This window comes from Amycolatopsis sp. Poz14 (assembly GCF_006704225.1).
GTDB lineage: Bacteria > Actinomycetota > Actinomycetes > Mycobacteriales > Pseudonocardiaceae > Amycolatopsis > Amycolatopsis nivea.
Genome location: NZ_JACLHD010000001.1, coordinates 1,980,572 through 2,003,836 on the forward strand (window position 1 = coordinate 1,980,572; position 23,265 = coordinate 2,003,836).

23 protein-coding genes are annotated in these 23,265 nt (G+C 68.5%); 7 read left to right on the top strand and 16 right to left on the bottom strand.

What is annotated here, in order from left to right; translation table 11 throughout:
* Window positions 1-35: 35 nt before the first annotated feature.
* The 6 genes from FKO37_RS09780 to hppD form a co-directional block, all read right to left on the bottom strand.
* A complete protein-coding gene (locus FKO37_RS09780) occupies window positions 36-914 on the bottom strand; it encodes an immunity 49 family protein (RefSeq protein WP_238604285.1) in 879 nt (292 codons plus the stop codon).
* A complete protein-coding gene (locus tag FKO37_RS09785) occupies window positions 911-1,468 on the bottom strand; it encodes a hypothetical protein (protein WP_238604286.1) in 558 nt (185 codons plus the stop codon). Before FKO37_RS09785 ends, FKO37_RS09780 begins: the two co-directional genes overlap by 4 nt.
* On the bottom strand, window positions 1,468-5,484 hold the full coding sequence (locus tag FKO37_RS09790) for a hypothetical protein (protein ID WP_238604287.1): 4,017 nt from the start codon (window positions 5,482-5,484) through the stop codon (window positions 1,468-1,470). Before FKO37_RS09790 ends, FKO37_RS09785 begins: the two co-directional genes overlap by 1 nt.
* Window positions 5,484-5,789, bottom strand: coding sequence for a type VII secretion target (locus FKO37_RS09795; RefSeq protein ID WP_037816726.1), 306 nt, complete (start codon window positions 5,787-5,789; stop codon window positions 5,484-5,486). Before FKO37_RS09795 ends, FKO37_RS09790 begins: the two co-directional genes overlap by 1 nt.
* 30 nt (window positions 5,790-5,819) lie before the next feature.
* Window positions 5,820-6,383 carry a YbaB/EbfC family nucleoid-associated protein gene (locus FKO37_RS09800; RefSeq protein WP_238604288.1) on the bottom strand — a complete coding sequence of 188 codons (564 nt, stop codon included), beginning with the start codon at window positions 6,381-6,383 and terminating at the stop codon, window positions 5,820-5,822.
* Window positions 6,384-6,582: 199 nt separating this feature from the next.
* Window positions 6,583-7,782, bottom strand: a complete 1,200-nt coding sequence (hppD, locus tag FKO37_RS09805; protein ID WP_037816724.1) for a 4-hydroxyphenylpyruvate dioxygenase — start codon at window positions 7,780-7,782, stop codon at window positions 6,583-6,585.
* Between the two features lie 121 nt (window positions 7,783-7,903).
* On the opposite strand from hppD, the gene FKO37_RS09810 reads away from it, so the two are divergent.
* The gene (locus tag FKO37_RS09810) at window positions 7,904-8,374 is read left to right on the top strand and encodes an Lrp/AsnC family transcriptional regulator (protein WP_009083170.1); all 471 of its coding nucleotides are present in this window, start codon (window positions 7,904-7,906) and stop codon (window positions 8,372-8,374) included.
* On the opposite strand, the gene FKO37_RS09815 is transcribed toward FKO37_RS09810, so the two are convergent.
* From FKO37_RS09815 to FKO37_RS09825, 3 genes are all read right to left on the bottom strand, one after another.
* Window positions 8,358-9,161 carry an MBL fold metallo-hydrolase gene (locus tag FKO37_RS09815; RefSeq protein ID WP_037816723.1) on the bottom strand — a complete coding sequence of 268 codons (804 nt, stop codon included), beginning with the start codon at window positions 9,159-9,161 and terminating at the stop codon, window positions 8,358-8,360. The genes FKO37_RS09810 and FKO37_RS09815 overlap by 17 nt on opposite strands.
* A gap of 97 nt (window positions 9,162-9,258) precedes the next feature.
* A complete protein-coding gene (gene greA, locus FKO37_RS09820) occupies window positions 9,259-9,759 on the bottom strand; it encodes a transcription elongation factor GreA (RefSeq protein ID WP_037816721.1) in 501 nt (166 codons plus the stop codon).
* Between the two features lie 187 nt (window positions 9,760-9,946).
* Window positions 9,947-10,366, bottom strand: coding sequence for a DUF4307 domain-containing protein (locus FKO37_RS09825; protein WP_238604289.1), 420 nt, complete (start codon window positions 10,364-10,366; stop codon window positions 9,947-9,949).
* A gap of 216 nt (window positions 10,367-10,582) precedes the next feature.
* On the opposite strand from FKO37_RS09825, the gene mca reads away from it, so the two are divergent.
* Complete coding sequence (gene mca / locus FKO37_RS09830; RefSeq protein WP_238604290.1) at window positions 10,583-11,497, top strand: mycothiol conjugate amidase Mca; 915 nt, start codon at window positions 10,583-10,585, stop codon at window positions 11,495-11,497.
* Complete coding sequence (locus FKO37_RS09835; protein WP_238604291.1) at window positions 11,494-11,835, top strand: hypothetical protein; 342 nt, start codon at window positions 11,494-11,496, stop codon at window positions 11,833-11,835. The genes mca and FKO37_RS09835 overlap by 4 nt, the downstream gene beginning before the upstream one ends.
* A gap of 19 nt (window positions 11,836-11,854) precedes the next feature.
* Here FKO37_RS09835 and FKO37_RS09840 read toward each other — a convergent pair whose 3' ends face one another.
* The 6 genes from FKO37_RS09840 to FKO37_RS09865 all read right to left on the bottom strand — a co-directional run bounded on the left by FKO37_RS09840 (window position 11,855) and on the right by FKO37_RS09865 (window position 17,545).
* Window positions 11,855-12,565: an ESX secretion-associated protein EspG gene (locus tag FKO37_RS09840; protein WP_238604292.1), complete on the bottom strand. Its 711-nt coding sequence runs from the start codon at window positions 12,563-12,565 to the stop codon at window positions 11,855-11,857.
* A gap of 21 nt (window positions 12,566-12,586) precedes the next feature.
* A complete protein-coding gene (locus tag FKO37_RS09845; RefSeq protein WP_238604293.1) occupies window positions 12,587-13,747 on the bottom strand; it encodes a PPE domain-containing protein in 1,161 nt (386 codons plus the stop codon).
* A complete protein-coding gene (locus tag FKO37_RS09850) occupies window positions 13,747-14,340 on the bottom strand; it encodes a DUF3558 domain-containing protein (protein ID WP_238604294.1) in 594 nt (197 codons plus the stop codon). Before FKO37_RS09850 ends, FKO37_RS09845 begins: the two co-directional genes overlap by 1 nt.
* Window positions 14,341-14,357: 17 nt before the next feature.
* Window positions 14,358-14,819, bottom strand: coding sequence for a hypothetical protein (locus FKO37_RS09855; RefSeq protein ID WP_238604295.1), 462 nt, complete (start codon window positions 14,817-14,819; stop codon window positions 14,358-14,360).
* A 170-nt stretch (window positions 14,820-14,989) separates the two neighbouring features.
* Window positions 14,990-16,537: a glycoside hydrolase family 55 protein gene (locus FKO37_RS09860; RefSeq protein WP_238604296.1), complete on the bottom strand. Its 1,548-nt coding sequence runs from the start codon at window positions 16,535-16,537 to the stop codon at window positions 14,990-14,992.
* Between the two features lie 87 nt (window positions 16,538-16,624).
* The gene (locus FKO37_RS09865; RefSeq protein WP_238604297.1) at window positions 16,625-17,545 is read right to left on the bottom strand and encodes a phosphotransferase family protein; all 921 of its coding nucleotides are present in this window, start codon (window positions 17,543-17,545) and stop codon (window positions 16,625-16,627) included.
* 96 nt (window positions 17,546-17,641) lie between these two features.
* Between FKO37_RS09865 and FKO37_RS09870 the strand changes: the two genes are divergently transcribed.
* The 4 genes from FKO37_RS09870 to FKO37_RS09885 all read left to right on the top strand — a co-directional run bounded on the left by FKO37_RS09870 (window position 17,642) and on the right by FKO37_RS09885 (window position 22,942).
* Window positions 17,642-19,633, top strand: a complete 1,992-nt coding sequence (locus tag FKO37_RS09870) for a thioredoxin domain-containing protein (protein WP_238604298.1) — start codon at window positions 17,642-17,644, stop codon at window positions 19,631-19,633.
* 94 nt (window positions 19,634-19,727) lie between these two features.
* Window positions 19,728-20,282: a hypothetical protein gene (locus FKO37_RS09875; RefSeq protein WP_037816711.1), complete on the top strand. Its 555-nt coding sequence runs from the start codon at window positions 19,728-19,730 to the stop codon at window positions 20,280-20,282.
* 58 nt (window positions 20,283-20,340) lie between these two features.
* Entirely contained in the window at window positions 20,341-22,236 is a 1,896-nt protein-coding gene (locus tag FKO37_RS09880; RefSeq protein WP_238604299.1) for an acyl-CoA dehydrogenase, read from the top strand.
* 19 nt (window positions 22,237-22,255) lie between these two features.
* A complete protein-coding gene (locus tag FKO37_RS09885; RefSeq protein WP_238604300.1) occupies window positions 22,256-22,942 on the top strand; it encodes a class I SAM-dependent methyltransferase in 687 nt (228 codons plus the stop codon).
* A gap of 13 nt (window positions 22,943-22,955) precedes the next feature.
* Here FKO37_RS09885 and FKO37_RS09890 read toward each other — a convergent pair whose 3' ends face one another.
* Window positions 22,956-23,246, bottom strand: a complete 291-nt coding sequence (locus FKO37_RS09890; RefSeq protein WP_037816872.1) for a hypothetical protein — start codon at window positions 23,244-23,246, stop codon at window positions 22,956-22,958.
* Window positions 23,247-23,265 lie beyond the last annotated feature (19 nt).

Here is a 23,265-nt window from a genome sequence, read left to right on the forward strand (position 1 = left end):
CAGCGGCTCCTCACCGGGCGAACGCTTCATTTCGATCAACCGTTCCGCGACGGGCGACGGCCCGCGAGCAGGGTGGCCGGCGTGTAACCGGACTGCAGGTCGAAGGTCATCCCGACCGAACGGGCGAGCACCGCGACCGCCAGCGGGGCCAGTGCGAGGAACCCGTCCGGATCGGTGGCGCGGTCCTCGGCGGTCCAGTACTCGCGATGCCGCTCCAGCGCGGAGACGAACGCCTCGGCGAACTTCTCCGAGTCCCGGCGCAGCACGCAGTAGAACATCCGGATCGGCGGGTACACGAGCTGCAGCATCACCTCGGGAGGCGTGAACCGCGCGGTGTCCGGGTCGGTGTCGTCCATCGCGGGCAGGAACATCTCCGGAGTGACCTCGCGGTGCGCGAGGAACGTCTGCAGCGTCTCGACCCACGGGTACAGGTACGCGTCGTACTCGATGCCCGACGCGCGAAGCACGTCCAGCGGTACCCCGGCCAGCTGCTGGATCAGCACGTCATCGCGCTGAATCACGGCGAGCCACGCCGCGGTGAGCCAAGCCGCCGGGTCGGTGTGCGACGTGGGGCCGGTGGCCGCGAAGCTCCGTGACCTGCCGATCACCGCCTCGACCTCGTGCCCCTCCGGCGCGCACGCCGCGGTGAACGCAGCGGCTGCGGCCTGAGCGGCGAGCTCGAGGTCGCCCCAGGTGTCCGGGTCCTCGGCGTCCGGGTCGACGACGCTGCGGTACTGCCCGAGCATCAGTTCCCGGCGCACGATGTTCGCCAGCACGCCGGTGTCCTGCGCGAGGTAGTCGAAGTAGAAAGCCACCTGCGGCGACAGCTTCTCGATCTGCTTCCACGCGACGTCGACGCCGACGGAATGCCGGGCAACGGCAGTCCCGCCCTGGTCCGCGAGCGGCACGGTCATCCGCCGACGACGATGTCCTGCGCCCACGGCGGCAGGAAATCGGACCCGGTCTCGCGCATGACCTCCAGGCGCTCGCGATACCGCTCGACGTCCGGAGTGATGGCCTTGAACCACGCGCTGACCGAAGTCCAGGCGACGCGCGCGGGCTCGTCTTCGGTGAGCAGCCAGACCCGCGGGTCGTCCTGATCGGCGTCGGCGCCGTCGACCACGTGGTAGGTGTACCCGCCGTGCGCGGCCAGCACCAGTGCGCCGTCCACATCGGACAGTTCGGCGTTCTGCGCGTTCGCGGTGGCGACGGCGTGGTTCTTGTCCTCGCCGCGCACCGCGGCCACGCCCAGCGAACTGCCCGGCAGCCACAGTCCGTGCGTCGTGCCGATGAGGCGCAGCACTTCCCTCGCCGCGGCGGGCACGGCCCGGGCACGCTGGTCTTGCGCCATCGCGTCGATCTCGGCATCGGATGCTCCGCGCACCGATTCCGCGCGCAAACCGGCTTCGACCGCACCGGCGAAGATCGCGCGAACCAGTTCCGCGCCGTCGCCCGGAGACGCCGTCATCACATCAACCTTTCACCGGCGAGGTTGACGACCTCGACCCGGACATTCGGGAAAAGCTGCTTGTACTGCAGGATAACATCGGTACAGGAGTCGCAGATCTGGTACTCGTTCGGAATCATGTCCCGCTTGGTCGACGGCAGGTCCACCACCATCCGCAGGTCGCCGCTCATGTCTTCGCGCGTCACCGGCGTGTAGGTCTGCCCGTTCTGGTGCGCGCGTTCCGCACCGCGGCGGTTGATTTCCTCGAGTGCGCCGTCCATTCGGTCCCGGGCCCGCGCGGTGTCGCCGCGAAGCCCGTCGCGGTACATGTTTTCGTTGTTGGCTTTGAGGTACGCCGCTTCCTCGCGCCGGGATTTCTCGATTTGCTTCTTGACGATGTCGTCGATTTCGTCGCGGTCGAGTCCGGAACGGGCAGCGAAATTGTGCCGCACCATTTCTTCGAGCAGCTTCGGTTCCGAGTCGTGGGTGCGGCCGAACTTGCCGTCGGGGTCGGGCATGCCGAGTTCGGGCCGGTACGGACCGGCGTCCTTGGTGCCGAACAGCCGCTCGGACTTGGGCCACTCGGGACCGTCCTTCGCCGGCGCCCAGTCGTGGGACTTCCCGCTGAAGCTGTAGAGATCGACCGTGTCGCCGTTCGCGTCGCGGTACCTCGCCGTGGTGAGGGCCCGTTCGTGCGGGCGGCGCACGTCGTCGGTGAGCGGGTTGCGGTTCCCGTTCAGGTCTCGCACGTCGTCGAGACCCTCGGCGCGGCGGTCGCGGTTCTCCTGGCGGAGATCGCGCACGTCCTGGTCCCGTTGTTCCTGGTTGAACGGCGGCTGTCCGCGGTCGACGGCGCTGTCGGCGTCGATGTCGTGCGGGTCGTGGTGCTTGCCGTCCGGGGCGAAACCGTCGTCGCCGACGTGGTGCGACGTGCCGTCCGGACGGTGCACCGACCACTCGCCGTCCGGCGGGATCCGCGGCCGCATCCGTCCGTCCGGGCCGATTTCGTAGTCGGACGAGAAGACCCGGCCGTTCGAATCGGTCCACGCCGGCTTGCTCGGGGCCATCACTTCGGTGTCGAGGTCGCGCGACAGCCGGTGCGCGAAGTCGTTCGACCCCGCGTCGCAACCGATCAGCCGGATCGGCCTGCCGTCGTAGTTCCCGTTGCGCCGCAGGATGTCCGCGAACTCTTCCGGCGTGTACAGCCGGTCGCCGATGCGCGCGTGACCGTCCGCCGTGACGTGCACGTCCACCGTGTAGCGCCCGTCCGGGTCCGGCTGGACGCGGTGCGGCAGGTCGCCGAGTTCTGGGTCGCCGCGGTGGTACGAGCTGCCCGCCGGGGTGTCTTCGGCGTGCCGGTGGTTGACCTCGTCCGGCGACAGCGGCTCGTCGTGGTGCGGCGGGGTGCCGTCGTGGTCGGGGTTGTCGTGGTGGTTCGACCCGTCCGCGTCGTGGTGCTTCGGGTCCTGGTGCTTGGGCTCCGGGTCGGCGTGGTCCGGCTTGCGCTCGGGCGCGTCGCGATCCGGTTTGTGGTCGGACTTGTCGTTGCCCGGCTTGCCTTTCCCGTCGTCGTGCTTCTTGTCCGGGGCGGTGTTCTCGGGTTTGCCGCCGTCCTTCGGCTTTCCTGGCTCGTCGGCGTTCGGTTTCCCAGTCCGTTGTGGACTGTTGGCTTCGCCGGGCTTGGCGGGCGGCGCGTCAGTGCGAGCGCCGCCGCGTGCGACGGGTTCGGGGGAGCCGTCGGGACGCCGTGCGCCGCCCGCCTCCGTGCCGCGCTGGGCACCGCCGGGACCGGTCGCGACAGCCGCCGCGGCCGGGGGTGCGGAACCGTCGCCGGACCCGCGGGTCGCCGACGAGGGCGATCCGCCGCCGGACGTCGGCGCGGGCTCCGAACGGCCGAGACCCGGATCCGTACCAGGCCGTTTGGGCTGTCCGACGTCGCCTCCGTCGCCGGGACGCTGCGGACCGCTCGACGAATCCGCCGGACGCTGCGGCGAAGATCCGCCACCGCCGGAGGAATCGCCAGAGCGCGGCGTGGAACCGCCGTCCGATGGCCGATTGGATCCGCCGTCGCCGGTTCGCGGCGTGGAGCCGCCGTCTGAAGGCCGACTGGGCCCGCCGTCGCCGGTGCGTGGCGTGGAGCCGCCGTCCGACGGCCGACCGGACCCGCCATCGCCGGTTCGCTGCGCCGGGGCCGAGGAACCGCCGTCGCTAGGCCGCTGCGGCGCGGGCCCGGAACGATCCGGAGTGCGGCTCGGCCCGCCGCTGTCCGCCGGGCTCGGGCCGCCGCTCGGCCGCCGGCCGGAAGGACCGCTGTCCGGAACCCGGTTCGGCGCGACGTCAGGAGCCCGCGACCCCGGCGTCCCGGTCCAGCCGCTGCCGGTGGGCCGAGGCGACGGACTGCCGCCGCTGGCCGGGGCGCTGGTCGGGCTGCCGCCGCCACCCTGCTGCGGGATCCCGCCGCCCGCCGGGCTCTGGTTCGGTGCCGAACCGCCGCCGTCGTTCGAGCGAATGTGCTGCGGCGGAGCGGCTTGCGGGGAAGGAGCGTCCGCGCGAGGCGGGGCGTACCCGCTCGCCGACGTCGAATCGTTGCTGCTCGAATGATGCGGGCTCGGCTCGCTGCCGCCCGAATGCGTGCCGCCGCCCGACGACGAAGACCCACCGGAATGCGGGGCCCCGCTGGAATGGCTGGGCGGAGCGCTGACCGAGGACGGGCCGTCGCTGTGCGAAGAGCTTTGCGGCGAGTAAGAACTGTCCGGGGCACTGTTTCCGACCCCGGACGTCGGGCTCGAATCGCCGGCGAACGTCGACGGGCTGGAGTCGGCGTGGCTCCCGACCGGGCTGTCGGAACCGCGCCGGGACGACGACGTCGCAGTGTCTATTGTGGACGGTCCAGCGCCGTCCGGCGACGACGAAGGCGAGCTGTCGGCCGACGGGCTGTCACTGCTGGGGCTGTCGGATCCGTTGGGGTTGCCGGAATCGCCCGAGTGATCACCGGGCGTGTCGGAGCCGTCAGCACCGTCCGAACTGTTGTGGCCGCTGTTCGGACTGTCGCCGTCCGCACCGTCCGACCCGTTGGAGCGACGCGAACCGGACGGCGAACCGGGATCCGCGTCCCCGTCGCCGGATCCGGTGTGGGGCCCGCCGCCGGAGCCGCCCGTACCGCCGCCGGAGCCGCCGCGGTGGAAGAAGCCGCCCGCCTTGATGTTCTTCGTGCTGATCACGTCGAGGCCGGTGACCTTGCCGGCCAGCTTGCCCAGCACCTTGATGATCTTCGTGAACACCTCGGCGAGCTTGCCGAGCAGCGGCGAGACCCGGCGCATCGTCTCGCACAGCTTCGTCAGCAGCTCGCTGATCTTCTCGCCCCACTTGGAGATCGCCGTGACGGCCTGCGCGACCACCAGCGGCGTCCCGAACCCGAGCGAGAACACCTCCTCCATGACCCAGGAGATCAGCTTGCCCACCAGGTCCGCGATGAGCTGGCGCACCAGGCCGCGCACGAAGGCGACGACCTGGCCCATGATCATCGTGACGGTGCCGATCGCGCTCGCGACCGTCGCCGCGCCGCCGATCGCTTCGGCCGCCTCCGCCGCGGACTTCCGGTAGGCGTCCGCGCCGTCGCCCTTCCACTCCGCGGTGCCGGTCTTGACCGCGTTCTCGAGGTCTTTCTGCCGTTCCTGCAACGCCTTCGCGACGTTGCCCCAGGTGTCGGCATAGGACTGGATCACCGGCGGGTTGCCCGCGACCGAGTCCAGCATGTCCTTCAGCGGCTGCACGTGCTCCATCAGGAACGACGCCACCGACGACATCAGGTAGCCGAACGGGTCGATCGCCGCGCCCGCGATCTCGCCGGCGAGGCTCGCGACGCCGAGACCGCCGGAAACCCAGTCGCCGTCCGCGATCCCCTTGAACGCGTCGGTGGCCGATTCGGCGATGTTGATGCCGGTGGCGTAGCCGTAATCGCCGTTGCCCTCGGTGAACGGCCCCGGTCCGTCGCCGTCCTTTTTGGACTCTGCGACCAGCGGATTTCCTTCGGGCATCAGTCGCTCGCCTTCATCGAACCGGCGGCTTCGCTTTCGTAGCTGTCGTACGCCTTCGCCGCGTCGCGCACCTTCTGCGCCTGCGCGTCCATCGCCGTGACGGTGTTCTCCAGCGCGTTGATCCCGTAGTTCTCGACCGGGTCGAGCATCATCCGGAACGGCTGGCAGAGAATGCCGTACGCGTCGGTCGGCATGCTGACCTGGTTCGCGGCGTCGACAGCCTGCTTCAGCCCGTCGGCGATCCCGTCGAGCTGACGGGCGTGCGCCTCGAGATCGCCGCCGATCTCATAACCCCTGGGTGCCATGGTTTTTCTTCCCCCTGGAACGGCTTGAAGTCAGGACAGGATCGATCCGCCGAAGTCGTCGTCATCGTCCGACGAGCTCCGGCGGCGGCGTTGCTGCTGAGGCGGTGGCGGTGGCGTCGGCGGGCCAGCCGGACGCGCCGGCGGCGGTGCGGGGGCACCGGTTTCTTCGGCGTCCTCGGGCAGAAACCGGCGCACCCGGTCGGACGCGGACTCGGCCTGCTCCTCGACCGGCGGCGCGGGGAACGTCCGCTGCGCGTCGGCCACCAGGGTTTCCGCGGTCTCGTCGCCGCCGACGGTCTCGGCCGCGGCCTGCTGCAGCAGCTCGGGAATCCGGGCTTGCGCGCGCTGCACGAGCCGCATCACCTCGGCGGAAACCTCGGCCATCTTCTTGCCTGCCGCGGAGTCCGCGAGCACCAGGTTCTTCAGCAGCCCCTTGGCATCCACGGTGACCTCGACCGCACCGTCCTTCGACCGCTCGGTGACGGTTTGGCCCTGCATGCGCTCGGCCATCGCCTGGTAGCGGGCAGCAGTCTGCTGGAGTTGCTTGGTCCAGCCCTCGATCATCTGCTCGCTGGCGTCGACGCTGTCCGGCATCGGGCCCCTTTCTCCGCGGTGACTTCTCCAGAATGACGGTCGCGCGGCCCCGTCGGTTCCGCGCGGTTCCGAATTGTCCGCACGGCGCGGTTTGGTATGTGATGTCGACTACTGTACGCGAACTTCCGGTTGCGCGCTGTGAAATAAAACGGCCCGCCCGCGAGGTTCGCGGACGGGCCGGGGAAAGGGAGGGAGCGGATCAGAGGTTGCCGCGGCGCTCCTGCTCCCGCTCGATGGCCTCGAACAGGGCCTTGAAGTTGCCCTTGCCGAAGCCGAGCGAACCGTGCCGCTCGATGAGCTCGTAGAACACGGTGGGCCGGTCGCCGATCGGCTTGGTGAAGACCTGCAGCAGGTAGCCGTCCTCGTCGCGGTCGACCAGGATCCGGTGCTCCTTCAGCGTTTCGATCGGCACGCGCACCTTGCCGATCCGGGCGCGCAGCTCGGGGTCGTCGTAGTACGAGTCCGGGGTGTCGAGGAATTCGACGCCCGCCTCGCGCATCGCGGTGATGGTGGCGATGATGTCGTTGGTGGCCAACGCGATGTGCTGGCAGCCCGCGCCCTCGTAGAACTCGAGGTACTCGTCGATCTGCGACTTCTTCTTCGCGATCGCGGGCTCGTTGAGCGGGAACTTGACCCGGTGGTTGCCGTTCGACACCACCTTGCTCATCAGCGCCGAGTAGTCGGTGGCGATGTCGTCGCCGACGAACTCCGCCATGTTCACGAAGCCCATGACGCGGTGGTACCAGTCGACCCAGTAGTCCATCTTGCCGAGTTCGACGTTGCCGACGCAGTGGTCGACCGCCTGGAACAGCCGCTTCGGCGCGCCCTCGGGCCGCTTGACGGTGCCCTCGCGCGGCTCGTAGCCGGGCAGGTAGACGCCGTTGTAGCGGGACCGGTCGATGAGCGTGTGCCGGGTCTCGCCGTAGGTCGCGATGGCCGCGCGGCGGATCGTGCCGTGCTCGTCGGAGACGTCGTGCGGCTCCTCGAGGATCGTCGCGCCCTCCTTGCGGGCGTGCTCGATGCACTTGTCGACGTCGGTGGTCTCCAGCGCGAGGTCGATCACGCCGTCGCCGTGGCGGCGGTGGTGGTCGAGCAGCGGGGAGTCCGGCTTCACGCCGCCGGTGATCACGAAGCGGCCGGAACCGGACTTGAGCACGAAGGCCTTGTGGTCGAGCTGTCCCGTTTCGGGGCCGGAGTACGCGACCAGCTGCATGCCGAACGCGACCTGGTAGAACCACGCGGTCTGGGTCGCGTTGCCCGCGATGAACACCACCGCGTCGAGGGCCTTGACCGGGAACGGGTCGGTCGAGGCGTCGTGGTCCACCAGTCCGACGAGCTGGCGGAGCTGGTCATAGCTGACGTCGTCGAGTGCGCCGTGCGGATCCATCGTGGAGGTCATGCACTGAGCATGAGTCGCGCCCGGCAAGCTGCGCAACGGTTTCCGTTTCAGCTGGACAATGTGCTCAGCTTATCCTGGAGCAGCTCGGTCATCTTGGACAACCTGCGCAGGGAGAAAACCGGTGCTTGACTCGCTCGACGCGCGACTGCTGCTGTTGCTCACCGACTCGCCGCGGCTCGGCGTGCTCGAATGCGCGCGCCGGCTCGGCGTCGCGCGCGGCACCGTGCAGGCCCGGCTGGACCGGCTCACCGAACGCGGCATCCTCGGCGGCTTCCCGCCCGAACTCGATCTGGCCGCGATGGGGTACAGCCTCACCGCGTTCGCCGTGCTGGAAATCGCGCAAGGCAAACGCGCCGGTGTCGCGGAGGCACTGGCTGCGATCGACGAAGTGTGCGAAGTGCACGCCACCACCGGACAAGGCGACCTCTTCGTACGCCTTGTCGCGCGCGACAACGACGATCTGCAACGCGTTATCGACGAAGTGGTTGGCGTGCCCGATGTTTTGCGTACGTCGACTTCGATCGCGTTGTCGACACCAGTGCCGCCGCGAGTGCGGCCGTTGCTCGAACGAACGGCTAGGACACGTACGTGAGGTAGCGCTTCGCGGAGCGCTGTACGACGTTATGGCCGTCTGTACGCACGATGGCGTCCCACCAAGCGCCGTAGATGGCGTCGAACGCGTACGGCTCCAACAGTTCCGCGGCGTGCCGTACGACGCTCGGCCGCTCCGGAATGAGGTTCGGGTAGCTGTACATGAAACCGACGTGCGTACGGTCCGGGATGACCTGCACGATGTCGCCGGTCAGCAGCGCGCCGCGGCCTTCCTCGCCGTCCGGCCAGTGCAGCACCGTGCCGCCGGCGAAGTGCACGCCGAGGTTGATCAGCTGGAGATCTGGAGAGACATCGAGCGTCGTGCCGGTCCACAGCTGGATCGACGGGTCCGGACGGCCGATCCACTGCTGGTCGTTCTCGTGCAGGTAGACCGGGACGTCGAAGGCGTGCGCCCATTCGACCATCGTCGTGTAGTAGTGCGGATGGCTGATCGCGATGCCGGTGATGCCGCCGAGTTCGGTGATCTTGCCGATCAGCTCATCGTCGAGGTAGGCGGAGCAATCCCAGAGGAAGTTGCCGCTCGCCGCGCGGACCAGCAGCGCGCGCTGGCCGATCGCGAACTTCGGATCCGAACCCACTCCGATGAGCCCTGGCCCCTGCTCCTCGACCCGCGGCTTGAGGTTGCCGTCTGCGCGGAGCGTGGCCAGGTCGGTCCACTTCTGCCCGCCCGGCGGCACGTATTGGCGCTCGTCCTCGCAGATCGGGCAGTCCGCGCGCGGGGCGGCGTACTGCATCCCGCAGGTCAGGCAGAGCGGTCGGGTGCTCATCGGTGTCCTCCAGTGGTTGTGCTGGAAGACACGCTAGACCGCCGAACGCGCGCCGGGCCACGGAAAACCGGGCGGGCGCGCGTTCGGCGGAAACGAGTCAGGACTCGCTGTAGGGCACCGCCTTGACCAGGGTGACCTTCATGGTCTTGCCGTTGGGCAGCTCGTACTCGCGGGACTCGCCCTCCTTGGCGCCGAGCAGCGCCTTGCCGAGCGGCGACTCGGGGGAGTACACGTCGAGCGCGCCCTCCGCGCCCTCTTCCCGGGTGGCGAGCAGGAACTTCTCCTCCTCGTCGTCCCCGTCGTACTTGACGGTGAGCACCTTGCCGGGGCCCGCCGTGCCGTCGTCGTCCGGAGCCTCGCCGACCTTCGCGTTGCGCAGCAGCTCCTGGAGGTGCCGGATCCGGGCTTCGGCCTGGCCCTGCTCTTCGCGGGCCGCGTGGTAGCCGCCGTTCTCCTTGAGGTCGCCCTCTTCGCGGCTGTCGTTGATGCGGGCGGCGATGACCGGACGATTCTCGATCATTTCGTCGAGCTCGTGCTTGAGCCTGTCGTAGGCATCCTGGGTCAGCCAGGTCACCTTGGTGTCGCTCACGGTCACCATCTCCTCGTAGGGCCTGCCAGGCTTGGGTGTACAAGCCGGCCACCGCGTACGCACGCGGCTGAGATAAAGGAAAAACACGGCCCGTCGGGGGCCGTGCTGGTGTACGAGCGTATCACGGCAGGACAGGTCGACGCCGGTCCATTTCACGCCGCGCGGACGCTCGCCGCGCATTTCACTCCGTTGGCCGCTACGGGGTTGACAGATAGCGTGGTATGGAATACGAGCAGCCGAACACGTCGGCGGTCACCGGGGTCCCGATGCTCTTCACCACTGTGTTCACCCTGCTGTGGCCGGCCTCGGCGGGAACCAGCACCTCCCGGCGGCCGCTTTCGGCGCCGGACTTGTCGCGCACCCGGACGACGCACACGCCGGGCTTGCTGTCGTCGTCCCGAGTGACGTTGATGGTGACCTGCATCGCGTCGCCCGGCCGCTCCTCGAAGCCGATGCGCTCCGCTTCGATCGGGGTCGTGCCGAGGTTGAGGTAGTAGACGAAGCCGATCGCGCCGCTCACGACCAGCGCGATGGCCACGTAAAGCCACCTCCGCCAGCGTTTCGACGGCTTGCCCTTGCCCGCGGTGCCGTACCGGTCCGCGGGCCGCGCCGGCACGGCGCCACCCTCGGCGGTCACGGTCTCCCCGCTCTGCAAATCCGGGCCTCCGGTCAAACTTGTCGTACCCCTGGGGACAATAGGCAGTGCGGCCGGTCCGGGGCACCACCCTGGTCGAGTATCCGCGACCCGTTCCGGCGGCGCGGAGCCGGGGCGGTTTACCGCGGCGCAACCAGGTGTCACGGAATAACAGGACAGGAAAGGGCCGTTCGGACCATGGTGGGAGCCGACGAGCTGACAACAGAAGACCGCAAGCAGCGACTGCGCCTGATGGCGGTGCACGCCCATCCCGACGACGAGTCGAGCAAGGGCGCCGCCACGATGGCCAAATACGTCGCCGACGGGCACGAGGTCATGGTCGTGACCTGCACCGGAGGCGAGGCGGGCAGCATTCTCAACCCGGCCATGGACCGGCCGGACGTGCTCGCGAACATGACCGAGATCCGCCGCGAAGAGATGGCGCGCGCGGCGAAGATTCTCGGCGTGAGCCACCGCTGGCTGGGATTCATCGACTCCGGGCTGCCCGAGGGCGACCCGCTTCCGCCGGTGCCGGAGGGCTCGTTCGCGGTGATCCCGCTGGAGGAGTCCACCGAGGCCCTGGTGCGCGTGATCCGCGAGTTCCGCCCGCACGTCATCACGACCTACGACGAGAACGGCGGGTACCCGCACCCGGACCACATCCGCACGCACGAGGTGTCGATGGCGGCCTTCGACGCGGCGGGCGACCCGGAGCGGTTCCCGCAGGCGGGCGAGCCGTGGCAGCCGCTCAAGCTGTACTACATGCACGGGTTCTCCAAGGCCAGGATGGTGGCGTTCGACACCGCGCTCAAGGAGGCCGGGCTGGAGTCGCCGTACGAGGAGTGGCTCAAGTCCTGGGACCCCAACCGTGCCGACATCATGGAGCGGGTGACGACCCGGATCGAGTGCGGGGAATACTTCGAGGTGCGCGACGAGGCGCTGAAGGCGCACGCCACGCAGATCGACCCGACCAGCCGCTGGTTCGCCGTTCCGCTGGAGATCCAGCGCGAGGTGTGGCCCACTGAGGAGTACGAGCTGAATCGCTCCCTGGTGGACAGCACGCTGCCGGAGGACGATCTGTTCGCAGGCATCAAGGAGAAGGTGAGCCCATGAGTTTCGGTGTGCCGGCCGTCGCGGTCGTCCCGCTCACCGCGTCGGCGCTGGTGCTGGCCCAGCAGCCGGACAGCGGGGACAACGGCGGCCAGGGCGAGGACTTCGGCAAGTCCTCGCCGGTCGGCCTGCTGGTGCTGATCCTGTTCCTGGTCGCGGTCGTCTTCCTGGTCCGCTCGATGAGCAAGCACCTGAAGAAGGTGCCGCAGAGCTTCGACAAGGAAGAGACCGCTTCCGAGGGTGGTTCGGCTGAGGCCGAGCCCTCCGCCGAGGCAGAGGCAGATGAGGCACCGGCCGCGGAGACGAAGCCGGACGCGGCGGCGGCCAAGAAGAGCGACTGACCTCCCGTGACGGGCTGAACTAGCTAGTCAGCCCGTCGCGGAGAGCCGCGATCTTGTCCGTGAGCAAGCTGTCCTCGCCGGGCAGCACCGTGATGTACCGGTTTCCCTCGGGCCCGGAAACCTCGAACGCGACGCGCCCGTCGGTGAGGTCGAGGTAGCTCAGCGGCCCGGCTTCCGCGCGCCCTGGTTCGCGCACGACCACGGTTATCTCGCCGACGCCGAACCAGGTCTGCTGGAACAGGGCGTCGACTGCGCGGGCGGCCGGGCTGCGATCGTCGGCGAGGTCCGCCTGGAACTCCTCCTGGGGCAGGGAGAACGCGCTCAGCCGGGCCGGCCGGTACCGCGGCAGGCTCGCGACCAGCGCACCGGCCGGAGTACGGGTTCCGTCCAGCACCTTCAGCCGCACCCGATCGCGGGAACAGAGCACCTTCACGCCGGTCCGTCCCCGCACGGCGACCAGCACGCCGTAGCGGATGTCCTGATTCTCGACGTGGGCGACGTACTCGGTGTCCGCGCGGCCCAGCGCGTACAGGACGTCCTCGAACTCGTCGACGAACCGTCCGTGCTCGAGCAGGCCCAGCCAAGCCAGCTCCTCGCGGGCCGCTTCGTCGAGCCGCTGGTCGCCGGGCGTGAACCGAAGCCGTGCCGAGAACACCGGATGCGGTTCGTCGAACCCGGCTTCCCGGAGCGCGCCGAGGAGGGCGTCCAGGGACAGCTCGGTCGCGCGCACCGCTGATTCCTCCCCGGCGGCCTAGCGGGCCGGCCGGTCCCCGATCACCGGAGGCGTCGGTGTGCCGTCGCTCCCGCCGAACACGTCCGGATCGGTCTCTCGGAGATAGTGCGGCGCGGTTCTCTCCTTGTCCTTTTCCTTGCTTTTGCCGGGCATTCCGCCACCGAGCACGCTGCCGGGTTTCCCTTGCGCGCCAGGCGTTCCTGAGGTGCCGCTGCGTGGCGGAGTTGATGCGCCGGGCGCGCGGGTGCCGACCCGGTTTCCTGCGCCGAGACCTCCGTTTGTGCTGCCGTCAGGCCCGCGGGGGACGTAGCCGCTTTCCGGATCGAATCCGCTGGTGCCGAGAGGATTGACCGGCTGACCGGACGGACCGAACTGATATCCCGGCGGCAATGCGGGCGTGCTGGGACTGGAGGAACTGGTGCGCGTCGACTCGGGTTGCTCAGCTGGTTCGGCCGACGTCGTCGAAGGCCTGCTTCCCGTCGCATCGGGCCCGCGGCTGCCGGGGTGATTCGCTGGGTGCTCGCTGCCTGTCACCGGCTTACGCGGTTTCGGAACCGGATCGGTCGGTCCTGCTGCACCAGGAGGAGGTTCGACCGCGCCCGGATGGTGACGGTCGGGAGGCCCGCCGCCGACCGGTTTGCCCGGAGCCTTGGCGAGTTCAACGGACGCGCCGGTGTCGCTTAGTTCCGCGTAGCGCGCCGGAATGCGGTCGGAGTTGGCACCGGTCGCAGAGTGGTATCCGGTGTAGGCGTCGATGTTGTGCTGGGCGTCGGTCTGCCATTGGTTCAGTTTGGCGAAGTAGGCGAGCTTTCCGTGGAGCGAGTCGTACAGGTCCAGCGCGGTGAGTTCCGGCCGGTCGCCGACCGGTACCACCGTGTTCTTGATCGCCTGGAAGGCCGCCATCTGCCCGTCCGCCGCGTGTTGGGCGAACACCAGGTTCGCGCTGTGGTCCGCGGACGCGGCGAGCAGCGGGGTGACCGAATTCGCGGCTTCCTCGGCGGAAACGCCCTGCCAGCCGGCGCGTACTTTCTCCGCGAGCCGGGCGATCTCGTCGACGCGGTCGAGCAGCCGTTCACTGAGTTCCTTGGCGGCTTGCTGAGTGTTCCCCAGCGATTCCGGGCCCTGCCCTTCGGTGATGTGGCGGTAGATTTCCGCGGGGGTCAATGATCGACCGGACATCAGCGTCCTCCTCGCAGATTGCCGAGTACTTTTTCCGCTACGTCACGGGCGGATTCACACGGATCCTTTTCTCCTTTGTGCGCGGCCGACTGGGTGATCGACACGACTACGGTTTCGCGGTCGCTGGTCCCCATCGCGACGTCGCATTCGCCGCGGCTCGCCCGGGGGTCGTCTTCGCCGTAGGCGACGACGGGATATCCGTCGATGGGCGCGAGGGGCAGAAAGAACGGGTAAGCGCGGCCTTTCGCGCGGTAGACCGAGGTCAGGCCCAGTTTGTTGATGGTGGGGTACAGGACCGCGACGGTGGCTTGGGCGAACCAGCCGCAAGCCGGTCCGACCGGGCCGTGCAGGTCTGGGTGGATCCGCGCGCGGTCGCCGAGGAGATCCGAGATTTGCGCTGAAGTGAGAGTTTCGCAGGGATTCTGCTTGAACCGCGTGATGTCGAGAGGTTTCGGCACTTTCGGCACGCCGGGACCGGGAACTTCCTCGGCCTGGGCGCTGCTGGAGGTCGGCGAACTGCCGGTGCGCGCTGCCGGAAGAGGCTGGCCAGGGGCCGTGCTCGTGCACCCGGCGGCGCACAAGGCGACGGTCATGAGCGCGAGCGCGCGTCTCACAGGCTACCCCCGGTTTTTCCGAGCTCGGCCGAATGCGCGTCCTCGGCGGCCGTGTAGGCACCGAGCGCCCGGTGGTATTTCGCCGCCTGGTCCCGGCAGTACTGCTCGCACTGTCGCAGGGAAGCCTGCAGGGCTATTCCGGATCTGTGGAAAACGTCCGCGTTGTCGGTGCTGGAAAAATCTCTCGCCGGTGGCTGGGTTTGCTCGACAACGCGCGCGTAGAGCTGGTCCAACCGGTATTTTTCGGCGAGATTCGTGTAGATTTCTTCGAGTTCCCGAAGCGTCTTTTCGTCATACGCGTACCCGTCGCCCAGCAACGGCGCGACCGCGATCGTCTCGAACGACTCGCCGCCATACCTCCGGACCGGAGGCAGATTGGACTGCTGACTGTCGGCCACGATGTACGCCTCCCCTTGCGTAGATCGTTCCGGGTCCTCCGGGCCCAGACCTGTGGTCACCCTCTGACACCAGATAGTTACTGTAGTCGCCGCGATTAAGCCTGTCTGCAACTGCAAACTGCAACTCGCAGCCGAGTTAGCGGTTTATGGGGTTGAGCAGGGCGACTGTCCTGATGCCAACAGCAAGCATCACTCGAATGTCTTAAGCCGTAGACAGCAGAGGAGGTCCGTCAGTGCCGTTCGGCCAGTTGCTCGTCGTAAAGACTCTCCGGCAGCAGATGCTTTCCCGGCGACGCGATCTCGCCGCTCCGGTGCCCCGTCGGCGGCTTGTCCTGCGTTCCGGTGCACCCGAGCGCCCAGTTGTGCGCGGTCGGCGGGTTTTCCACGAGATACGAGCCGGTGCCGCAGTTCCACAGCACCGAATTCGCGCCTGCCCAGCCCTGGCCGCTGCCCATCCATTGGCGGTCGGAGAGCTGGAGGTGGCCCGACGGCGGACTCATGGTGACGTCGTCGTAGAGGGTGCCGCTGGCCCAGCGCTGGTGCGGGCCTGCGTCGAGAATGCGCGAGCCGGTGTTGGTCGCGGTGCAGCGGCTGACCACGTTCGGGCCGGGCACCCTGGCCTGCGTGATCCAGGCGTGCACGTTGCTGCCCGTGACGACGCAGTGCCGCACCAGGGTTTCCTGGCCGCTGATCGTGTAGGCGGCGGGCTGGGCATGGATGTCCTGGGGGACGGACTCGTCGAGCGACGAGGTGCGCAGCAGGCTGATCCGCAGCGCGTTCTGCCCGATCGTGAAGGCGGAACCGAAATGATCCGCGACCACGTCGTCGACCCAGCTGTCCTGTGCGGCGTCCACGGATACCAGCTGGGAATTGAAGTAACCGTTGTCATGCCAGGCGGGGTCTTGCTCGAACGCGGCGCCGTCCGCGGACAGGTGGGCGAGGCCGGAACCGCTGATCCGGCCGGGATACGCATAGCGGGTGACGGTGGCGTGGGTGTACTGGCTTTCCAGCGCATTGGTCAGCGGCACGTCGAACTGGACGGTTTTGCCGGTGACGGCGGTGATCGTCCGGTCGAATTGCAGACCCGAGTTCGGCGTCCACTGCTTGCTCGGCGTGCCGTCCGGCCGCGGCGGGATCTTGTCCATGCCGATCGCGTGAATCCACGACTGTTCCTGCGGACGCTGCACGATGACGTGGTCGCCGACGTGCAAGGACGACGCGTCGCTGACGTCGAGCCGATCCGCGCCGACCGGGACATAGCTGCTGGCAACCGGGATCGCTGAACCGACCGAGGTGCGCGAACCGGTGCCAGCGATCGTGACCAGCGTGTGCAGCTTGCCCGCGGCGACCAGCTTGGTTCCGTTCGAGCCGCTGCCCGCGCCGCGCAATTCGACGTTGCTGGCGCTGATCCGCAGCGTGCCTTCGAGCCGGTACGCACCGGCCGTCAGCTGTACCGCGCCAGGTTTGCCGCTGTTCGCGACATGGTCGATGGCCTGCTGAATACGCGCGGTGTCGTCACCTGACGGCTGCGGGCTGAGCGTGGCCGCGACTGGCAGATCAGGCAGCGGAGCGTCGCCATTCCGGTAGCCGACGCGGGAGAAATCCGGGATCCGGTTGCCTTGTGCGTCAGTGCCGTAGGCGAGGCGGCCGTTCGCGAAGCTGATCCAGTTCGGAGCCGCGGATGCCGCAGAGGTGCCGCAACCGGACAAGCCAAGACATCCGATGAAAACGATCGCGACAACGGACTTCCGGGAGCCAGCGCCAAGGGATCGCCTCATGAAGGCGGACTGTAGCGATCTTCTGGTCAGGAAACCAAGGCCAAAGGTCGGATTTCTCAGTGTTCGCTCAGCGGATCGACCGCGGGATCACCCGTTCCGCGCAAGCCAGTCCCGGAGCTGCTGTGCGTATTCCGGCGCGAATTGCGGGGTCCAGCGCCGGAAATAGACGTGCATGTTCAGTGCGTGCAGCGCATGCGCGAGTTCCACCCGTCGCTCCCAGTCGGCCGGCAGCGGGAACGTGGCGGCGTAGGCCTGGAGGAAGACGGCCCGGCCTTCCGGGAATCCGCCGAAGATGTGCTCGCCCAGCTTGCCGAAGTCGCGGAACCGGTCCGCGTACGCAGCGTGTTCGAGGTCGAGGACGCAGGCGATCCGCCCGTCGCGCACCAGGATGTTCGGGAGCCAGAGGTCGCCGTGCGTGAGCGCGGGGACGCTCGCGGACTCGTCGAGCTCTGCCACGGCGCGGGCGAACGCGGACCGGAGGGCGTCGGCTGGACCGGCCTGTCCGGCATCCGCTTCGGGTAGCAGGGCTTCGACCTCGGCCGCGATCGATTCCCGCAGCGACGCCGCCTGGCTTCCGCCCAGCACGTCGCCGAAATGCGGTCCGGTGATGGCGTGCAGCCGACCGGTGACCTCGCCGAGGTCTTCGAGCAGGACCCTGCGCTCCCTCTCGGACAGGGACTCCCACACGTCGCTGGCCGCGTCGCCCTCTTGGTACTCCTGGATGAGCACGGGGCCGCCCAGTGCGGGCTCGTGCGGCACCAGATTCCGGTAGCGCACCACGGGAATCCCGCCCTCGGCCGCCGTCCGTGCGCTGGCGACCAGCCGCCGGAGATGGGCGGGATCCCGATCGCGTTGCGGTGCCTTCACCAGCAGCCGGCCGTCTTCGGTGTCGGCCACCCACTGCTTGCTCGTGTAGCCCTTGTCGAGGAAGCGAACCGACCTGACGTGGCTCTTCGGGTACTCCCTCTCCAGGATCTGCTTGATCGCAGTCGTCTCTTCTGTCGGCATGAAGATCAACTTAGGTGCCGCGGCGACGTTTCTTCCACTCAATTCAAGCCCGCCCGCCGCGAGTGCTCCCGACCGGAATGAGGCACACTCGGCACCATGTCGAACCGCCTCGCCGAAGCGACTTCCCCGTACCTCCTGCAGCACGCCGACAACCCGGTCGATTGGTGGGAATGGGGGCCGGAAGCGCTGGCCGAGGCGCGCCGGCGCGGGGTGCCGATTCTGTTGTCCGTCGGGTACGCCGCGTGCCATTGGTGTCATGTCATGGCGCACGAGTCCTTCGAGCACGAGGGCACCGCGACCCTGATGAACGCGCATTTCGTGAACATCAAGGTCGACCGCGAGGAGCGGCCGGACATCGACGCCGTCTACATGGCCGCCACGCAGGCCATGACCGGGCAGGGCGGCTGGCCGATGACCTGCTTCCTCACGCCCGAGGGCGAGCCATTCCATTGCGGCACTTACTATCCGCCCGCGCCGCGCCCCGGGATTCCGTCGTTCACGCAGCTGCTGGTGGCGGTCGCGGAGGCGTGGGAGGAGCGGCCGGACGACTTGCGCGAGGGTGCGAAACAGATCGTCGGGCACCTTGCCGAGCAGAGCGGTCCGCTGAAGGAGGCCGCCGTCGACGCCGACGCTTTGGCGGAAGCGGTGACGAAACTCGCGCAGGAGGCAGACCCGGTGCACGGCGGTTTCGGTGGTGCGCCGAAGTTTCCGCCGTCCATGGTGCTGGAGTTCCTGGTTCGCCACCACGAACGTACGGGTTCGGCGCAGGCGCACGCGCTCGCCGAGTCCGCTGCGGACGCGATGGCTCGCGGCGGCATTCACGACCAGCTTGGCGGCGGGTTCGCGCGCTACTCCGTGGACGCGGAGTGGATCGTTCCCCACTTCGAGAAAATGTTGTATGACAACGCGTTGCTGCTCCGAGTGTACGCGCATCTCGCGCGTCGCGGGTCGGCGTCGGCGCGGCGGGTGACGGAAGGGATCGTCCGGTTCCTTGAGCACGATCTGCTTACGCCGCAAGGAGGTTTCGCGGCTTCGCTCGACGCGGACACCGAAGGCGTCGAGGGATTGACGTACGTGTGGACTCCCGCGCAGCTCAACGACGTCCTCGGCGAGGACGGCCCGTGGGCGGCCGAGCTGTTCAGCGTCACCGAAGAGGGCACCTTTGAAGAAGGCGCATCGACCCTTCAGCTGCGGACAGATCCGGATGATTTCGACCGCTTCGAGCGCGTCCGGCAGGCATTGCTCGAAGCGCGCGCGGAGCGTCCGCAACCGGGACGGGACGACAAGGTAGTCGCGGCCTGGAACGGTCTCGCGATTTCCGCGCTGGCCGAAGCGGGCGTCGCACTGGAGCGTCCACAGTGGATCGAACTCGCTCGTGGCGCGGCGTCTCTGCTGCTGGACCTGCACGTCGTGGACGGACGACTCCGCCGCAGCTCGCGGGACGGCGCGGTCGGGACGCCGGTCGGCGTGCTGGAGGACTACGCCTGCCTCGCTGACGGTCTTCTCGCCCTCCACCAGGCCACTGGCGAACCGCGCTGGCTCACCGAAGCGACCCGGCTGCTGGACGTCGCACTGGCGCACTTCGCGTCGGATTCCGCGCCCGGCGCGTATCACGACACCGCCGACGACGCCGAAATCCTGGTGCAGCGCCCGTCCGATCCGACGGACAACGCGAGTCCGTCCGGCGCTTCGGCGCTGGCTGGCGCACTGCTCACCGCGTCCGCGCTGGCTGGGCCTGACCAGGCGGCGCGCTACCGCGACGCTGCTGAACTCGCGTTGCGCCGCGTCGGTCTGCTCGCCGCGCGGGTGCCGCGGTTCGCTGGGCACTGGCTGTCCGTGGCGGAGGCGGCGCAGTCCGGGCCGGTGCAGGTCGCGGTCGTCGGCGCGGACCGCGCGGAGCTGGTGACCGCCGCCGCGCAGCACATCCACGGCGGCGGCATCGTGCTCGGCGGCGAGCCGGACGCGTCCGGTGTCCCCCTGCTGGCCGACCGGCCGCTGGTCGGCGGCGAGGCGGCGGCGTACGTCTGCCGCGGCTACGTCTGCGAGCGCCCGGTGACCGCGGCGGACCAGCTCATCGCCCAGCTCTGACGAATTCCGCCCCTGGTGAACGCGCTACCTGCCACGGTGGAATCAGCGTAGCTTCAGTAGTGACGTAATCATGTAATCAAGGATGGTGGACGTCATGGGGCGAGGTTGGAAAGGCCGGGGCTGGCAGCAGGCCGAGGCGCCGTCGGCGGACGACGCGGCCGCGTGGTTCGGCGGACGGCTCCCGGACGGCTGGTTCACCGGCGACCCGGAAATCACCGTGGACCGGGAAGAGATCCTGATCGTCGGCGAGCTGCCCGCGCTGACCGGCGAATACGCCGACGACGCGGCCCGCGCGGCCGCCGAGGACGGGCGGATCAGCCGGTTCCGCGAGGAAACCCGCGACGAGCGGATCGAGATCGCGCGGCAGGCTGAGCACCGCTACCAGCGCAAAGTGGCGTGGGGCGCGAAGCTGGGCGGCACGACGGTGCACTTCACGACGCTGTCGGTGCCGGTGATGACCCGGCTGCGGCAGCCCGAACGGCTGGTCCTCGACACGCTCGTGGACGCCGGCGTCGCGCGGTCGCGGTCCGAGGCGCTGGCCTGGGCGGTGCGGCTGGTCGGCGAGCACGCGGACACGTGGCTGACCGAACTGCGCGAGGCGATGACCAAGGTCGACGACCTGCGGTCGAAGGGGCCCGATTTGGGCTGAGCTGCGGAAGATCCTCCGCTGCGGCAGGCTGGTGGCACCCTGCTGCATCGGAGGAACCGTGGACGTCCCTGCTGTGCCCGAGAAAGTGGACCCGGACGCGCTGACCGCAGTCCTCGACGGACGCTGGGCCGGGTTGAAGCGCGACGTCCGCGCGCAGATGAGCACGGAGAAGTTCCGGGACACGATCGGTCTCGACGTCGAGGCGCACCGCGTCCAGGCGCTGGACCAGCTGCGGAAACTCGCCGAAACCGACCGTCCCGCGCTCGGCTTCGACGCCGCCTACGGCGGGCTGAGCGACGTCGGCGGGTCGGTGATGTCGTTCGAGATGCTCGGCTACGGCGACCTGTCGCTGATGGTCAAGGCCGGGGTCCAATGGGGCCTGTTCGGCGGCGCGGTGCAGTTGCTCGGCACCGCGAGGCACCACGAGAAGTACCTGCGCCGCATCATGAACCTGGACCTGCTCGGCTGCTTCGCGATGACTGAGCATGGGCACGGTTCGGACGTTCAGCACCTGCACACCACCGCGACCTACGACCCTTCGACGCGCGAATTCGTCGTGCACAGCCCAGATCCCGGCGCCACCAAGGAATACATCGGCAACGCCGCCCGCGACGGACAACTCGCGGTGGTCTTCGCGCAACTGATCACCGGCGGCGAATCCCGTGGCGTACATGCCTTCCTGGTCCCGATCCGCGATGATTCCGGTGCACCGGCTTCTGGCGTCACCATCGCGGACTGCGGCATAAAAGCCGGTCTGAACGGCGTCGACAACGGACGGTTGACCTTCGACCACGTCCGCGTGCCACGGGAAGCGCTGCTGAACCGCTTCGGCGACGTAGCCGAGGACGGCACCTACACGAGCCCGATCGAAAGCGACGGCCGCCGCTTCTTCACGATGCTGGGCACGCTCATCCGCGGCCGCGTGAGCGTCGGCGGCAGCGCAGGATGCGCCACTCAACGAGCCCTGACGCTGGCAGTGCGCTACGGCGACCAGCGGCGGCAGTTCCAGCGTCCGGAAGGTGACGAGGTGGTCATCCTCGATTACCTGGGGCACCAACGAAAACTGCTGCCAGCCTTGGCGAAGACTTACGCTCTGCACTTCGCGCAAGAGGAACTGGTCGCTGCCCTGCACGACATCGCGTCCGACGCGCCGGAAGAAGAACAACGCGAACTGGAATCCCGCGCCGCCGGCCTGAAGGCTCTCAACACCTGGCATGCAACCGCAGCGATCCAAACCGCCCGCGAAGCCTGCGGCGGCAGCGGATACCTGTCCGAGAACCTGCTTGCCGGTCTGAAAGCCGACACGGACGTCTTCACCACCTTCGAAGGCGACAACACTGTGTTGTTGCAGCTGGTCGCGAAGGGCTTGCTGACGCAGTACAAGGAACACTTCGAAGACCTCAGCCCGCTTGCGACTGCGCGATTTGTCGCTGAACAGCTGGTGGATACCGTGAAGGAACGCTCGGCGGCGTGGAAGTTCCTGGAACGCCTGACCGAGTCAGACGATGCCTCGGTCCTCTTCGACCGCGAGTGGCAACAGCGTCTCTTCGAGGACCGTGAAGAGCATGTGCTGAGCGGTGTGGCCAACCGTCTCCGCGGAGCTGCTTCGGATCCCTTCGGCGTCTTCAACTCCGTACAGGATCATGTGCTGCTCGCTGGCCGCGTACACGTGGACCGCTTGATCCTCGACGCCTTCGCGCGCGCAGTGCCCGCGTGCCCCGACCCGGACGCTGCGGCGCTGCTGGACCGGGTGTGCGACCTGTACGCCCTGTCGACGATCGAAGCGGACCGCGCTTGGTTCCTTGAGCACGGACGGATCTCCGCAACCCGGTCCAAGGCGGTGACCGCGGCGGTTAACGCATTGTGCGGGGCTTTGCGGCCACATGCGCGGACGTTGGTGGACGGGTTCGCGGTTCCGGAGCAGTTCTTGGCGGCCCCGATGCTGAACGGCTGAACTCGGTACGCTCGGCGAAGTGTCAAAAATCTTCGGAGACCACGCCGAGCGATACACGAGTCTTGCCGAGAACAGCGGGCCGAACGCGCACTACGAACGTCCGGCGATCCTGCGTCTCGCCGGTGACGTGGCCGGGAAGCAGATCCTGGAACTGGGCTCCGCAGGCGGCGGTCTGACCGAGCAGCTGTTCGCCGCCGGTGCCGAGGTCGTGGGGCTGGACCACGACCCTCGCCTGGTCGAGATCGCGAGGAAACGTCTGGGCGCTCGGGCCAGGTTCGAGACCGCGGACCTGAACGAGCCGCTGACCATGGTCCCGAGCGCCTCGGCGGACCTGGTGGTGGCGTCGCTGGTCCTGCATTACGTGGCGGACTGGGGACCGCTCCTGGCTGAACTGCGTCGCTGCCTGAAACCGGGCGGTGCGCTGGTGTTCTCCATCCATCACCCGATCACCGGCTGGCTCCGTTCCGACCGTGCGGACTACCACCGCGTCGAGCTGATCAGCGAGGACTGGGATTGGAACGGCGTGACGGTGACCGGGCAGATGTATCGACGCCCGGTGTCCGCGGTCTTCGCCGCGTTGCTGGAGGCCGGGTTCGCGATCGACGCGGTAGAGGAGCCCCAGCCGACATCAGGGATGGAGGACGCGAAACTGGCGGAGGTTTTGCGGACAAAGCCGGTGTTTTTGTTCGTGCGGGCGGTTCGCTAGGAGTACATCGCGGTTAAGCCGGATCAGGCTCACGCCGCGCGAACGGCAGGGGCAGGTCGTGCGCACGCAGCGCGGCGCAGTACTTGTCGAGCAGGGCGTCGAGGTCCGCGAGGAGCGATGCCCCCGATTCGTGTGCCTCGGCGAGATCTCCCTCGGCGCAGGACTCGACAAGGTCGGCAAGGTCGTCGCGAAGAATCGAGAGGCTGTCGCCCTGGATCAGGACGCCGGGGAACTTGCGCCCCGGCAACCTGACGACCGCGTTGTTGCCGGGATCGGTGAACAGTTCGGCCTCGATGCGTCGCATGTCCGGCATGCAACCACGA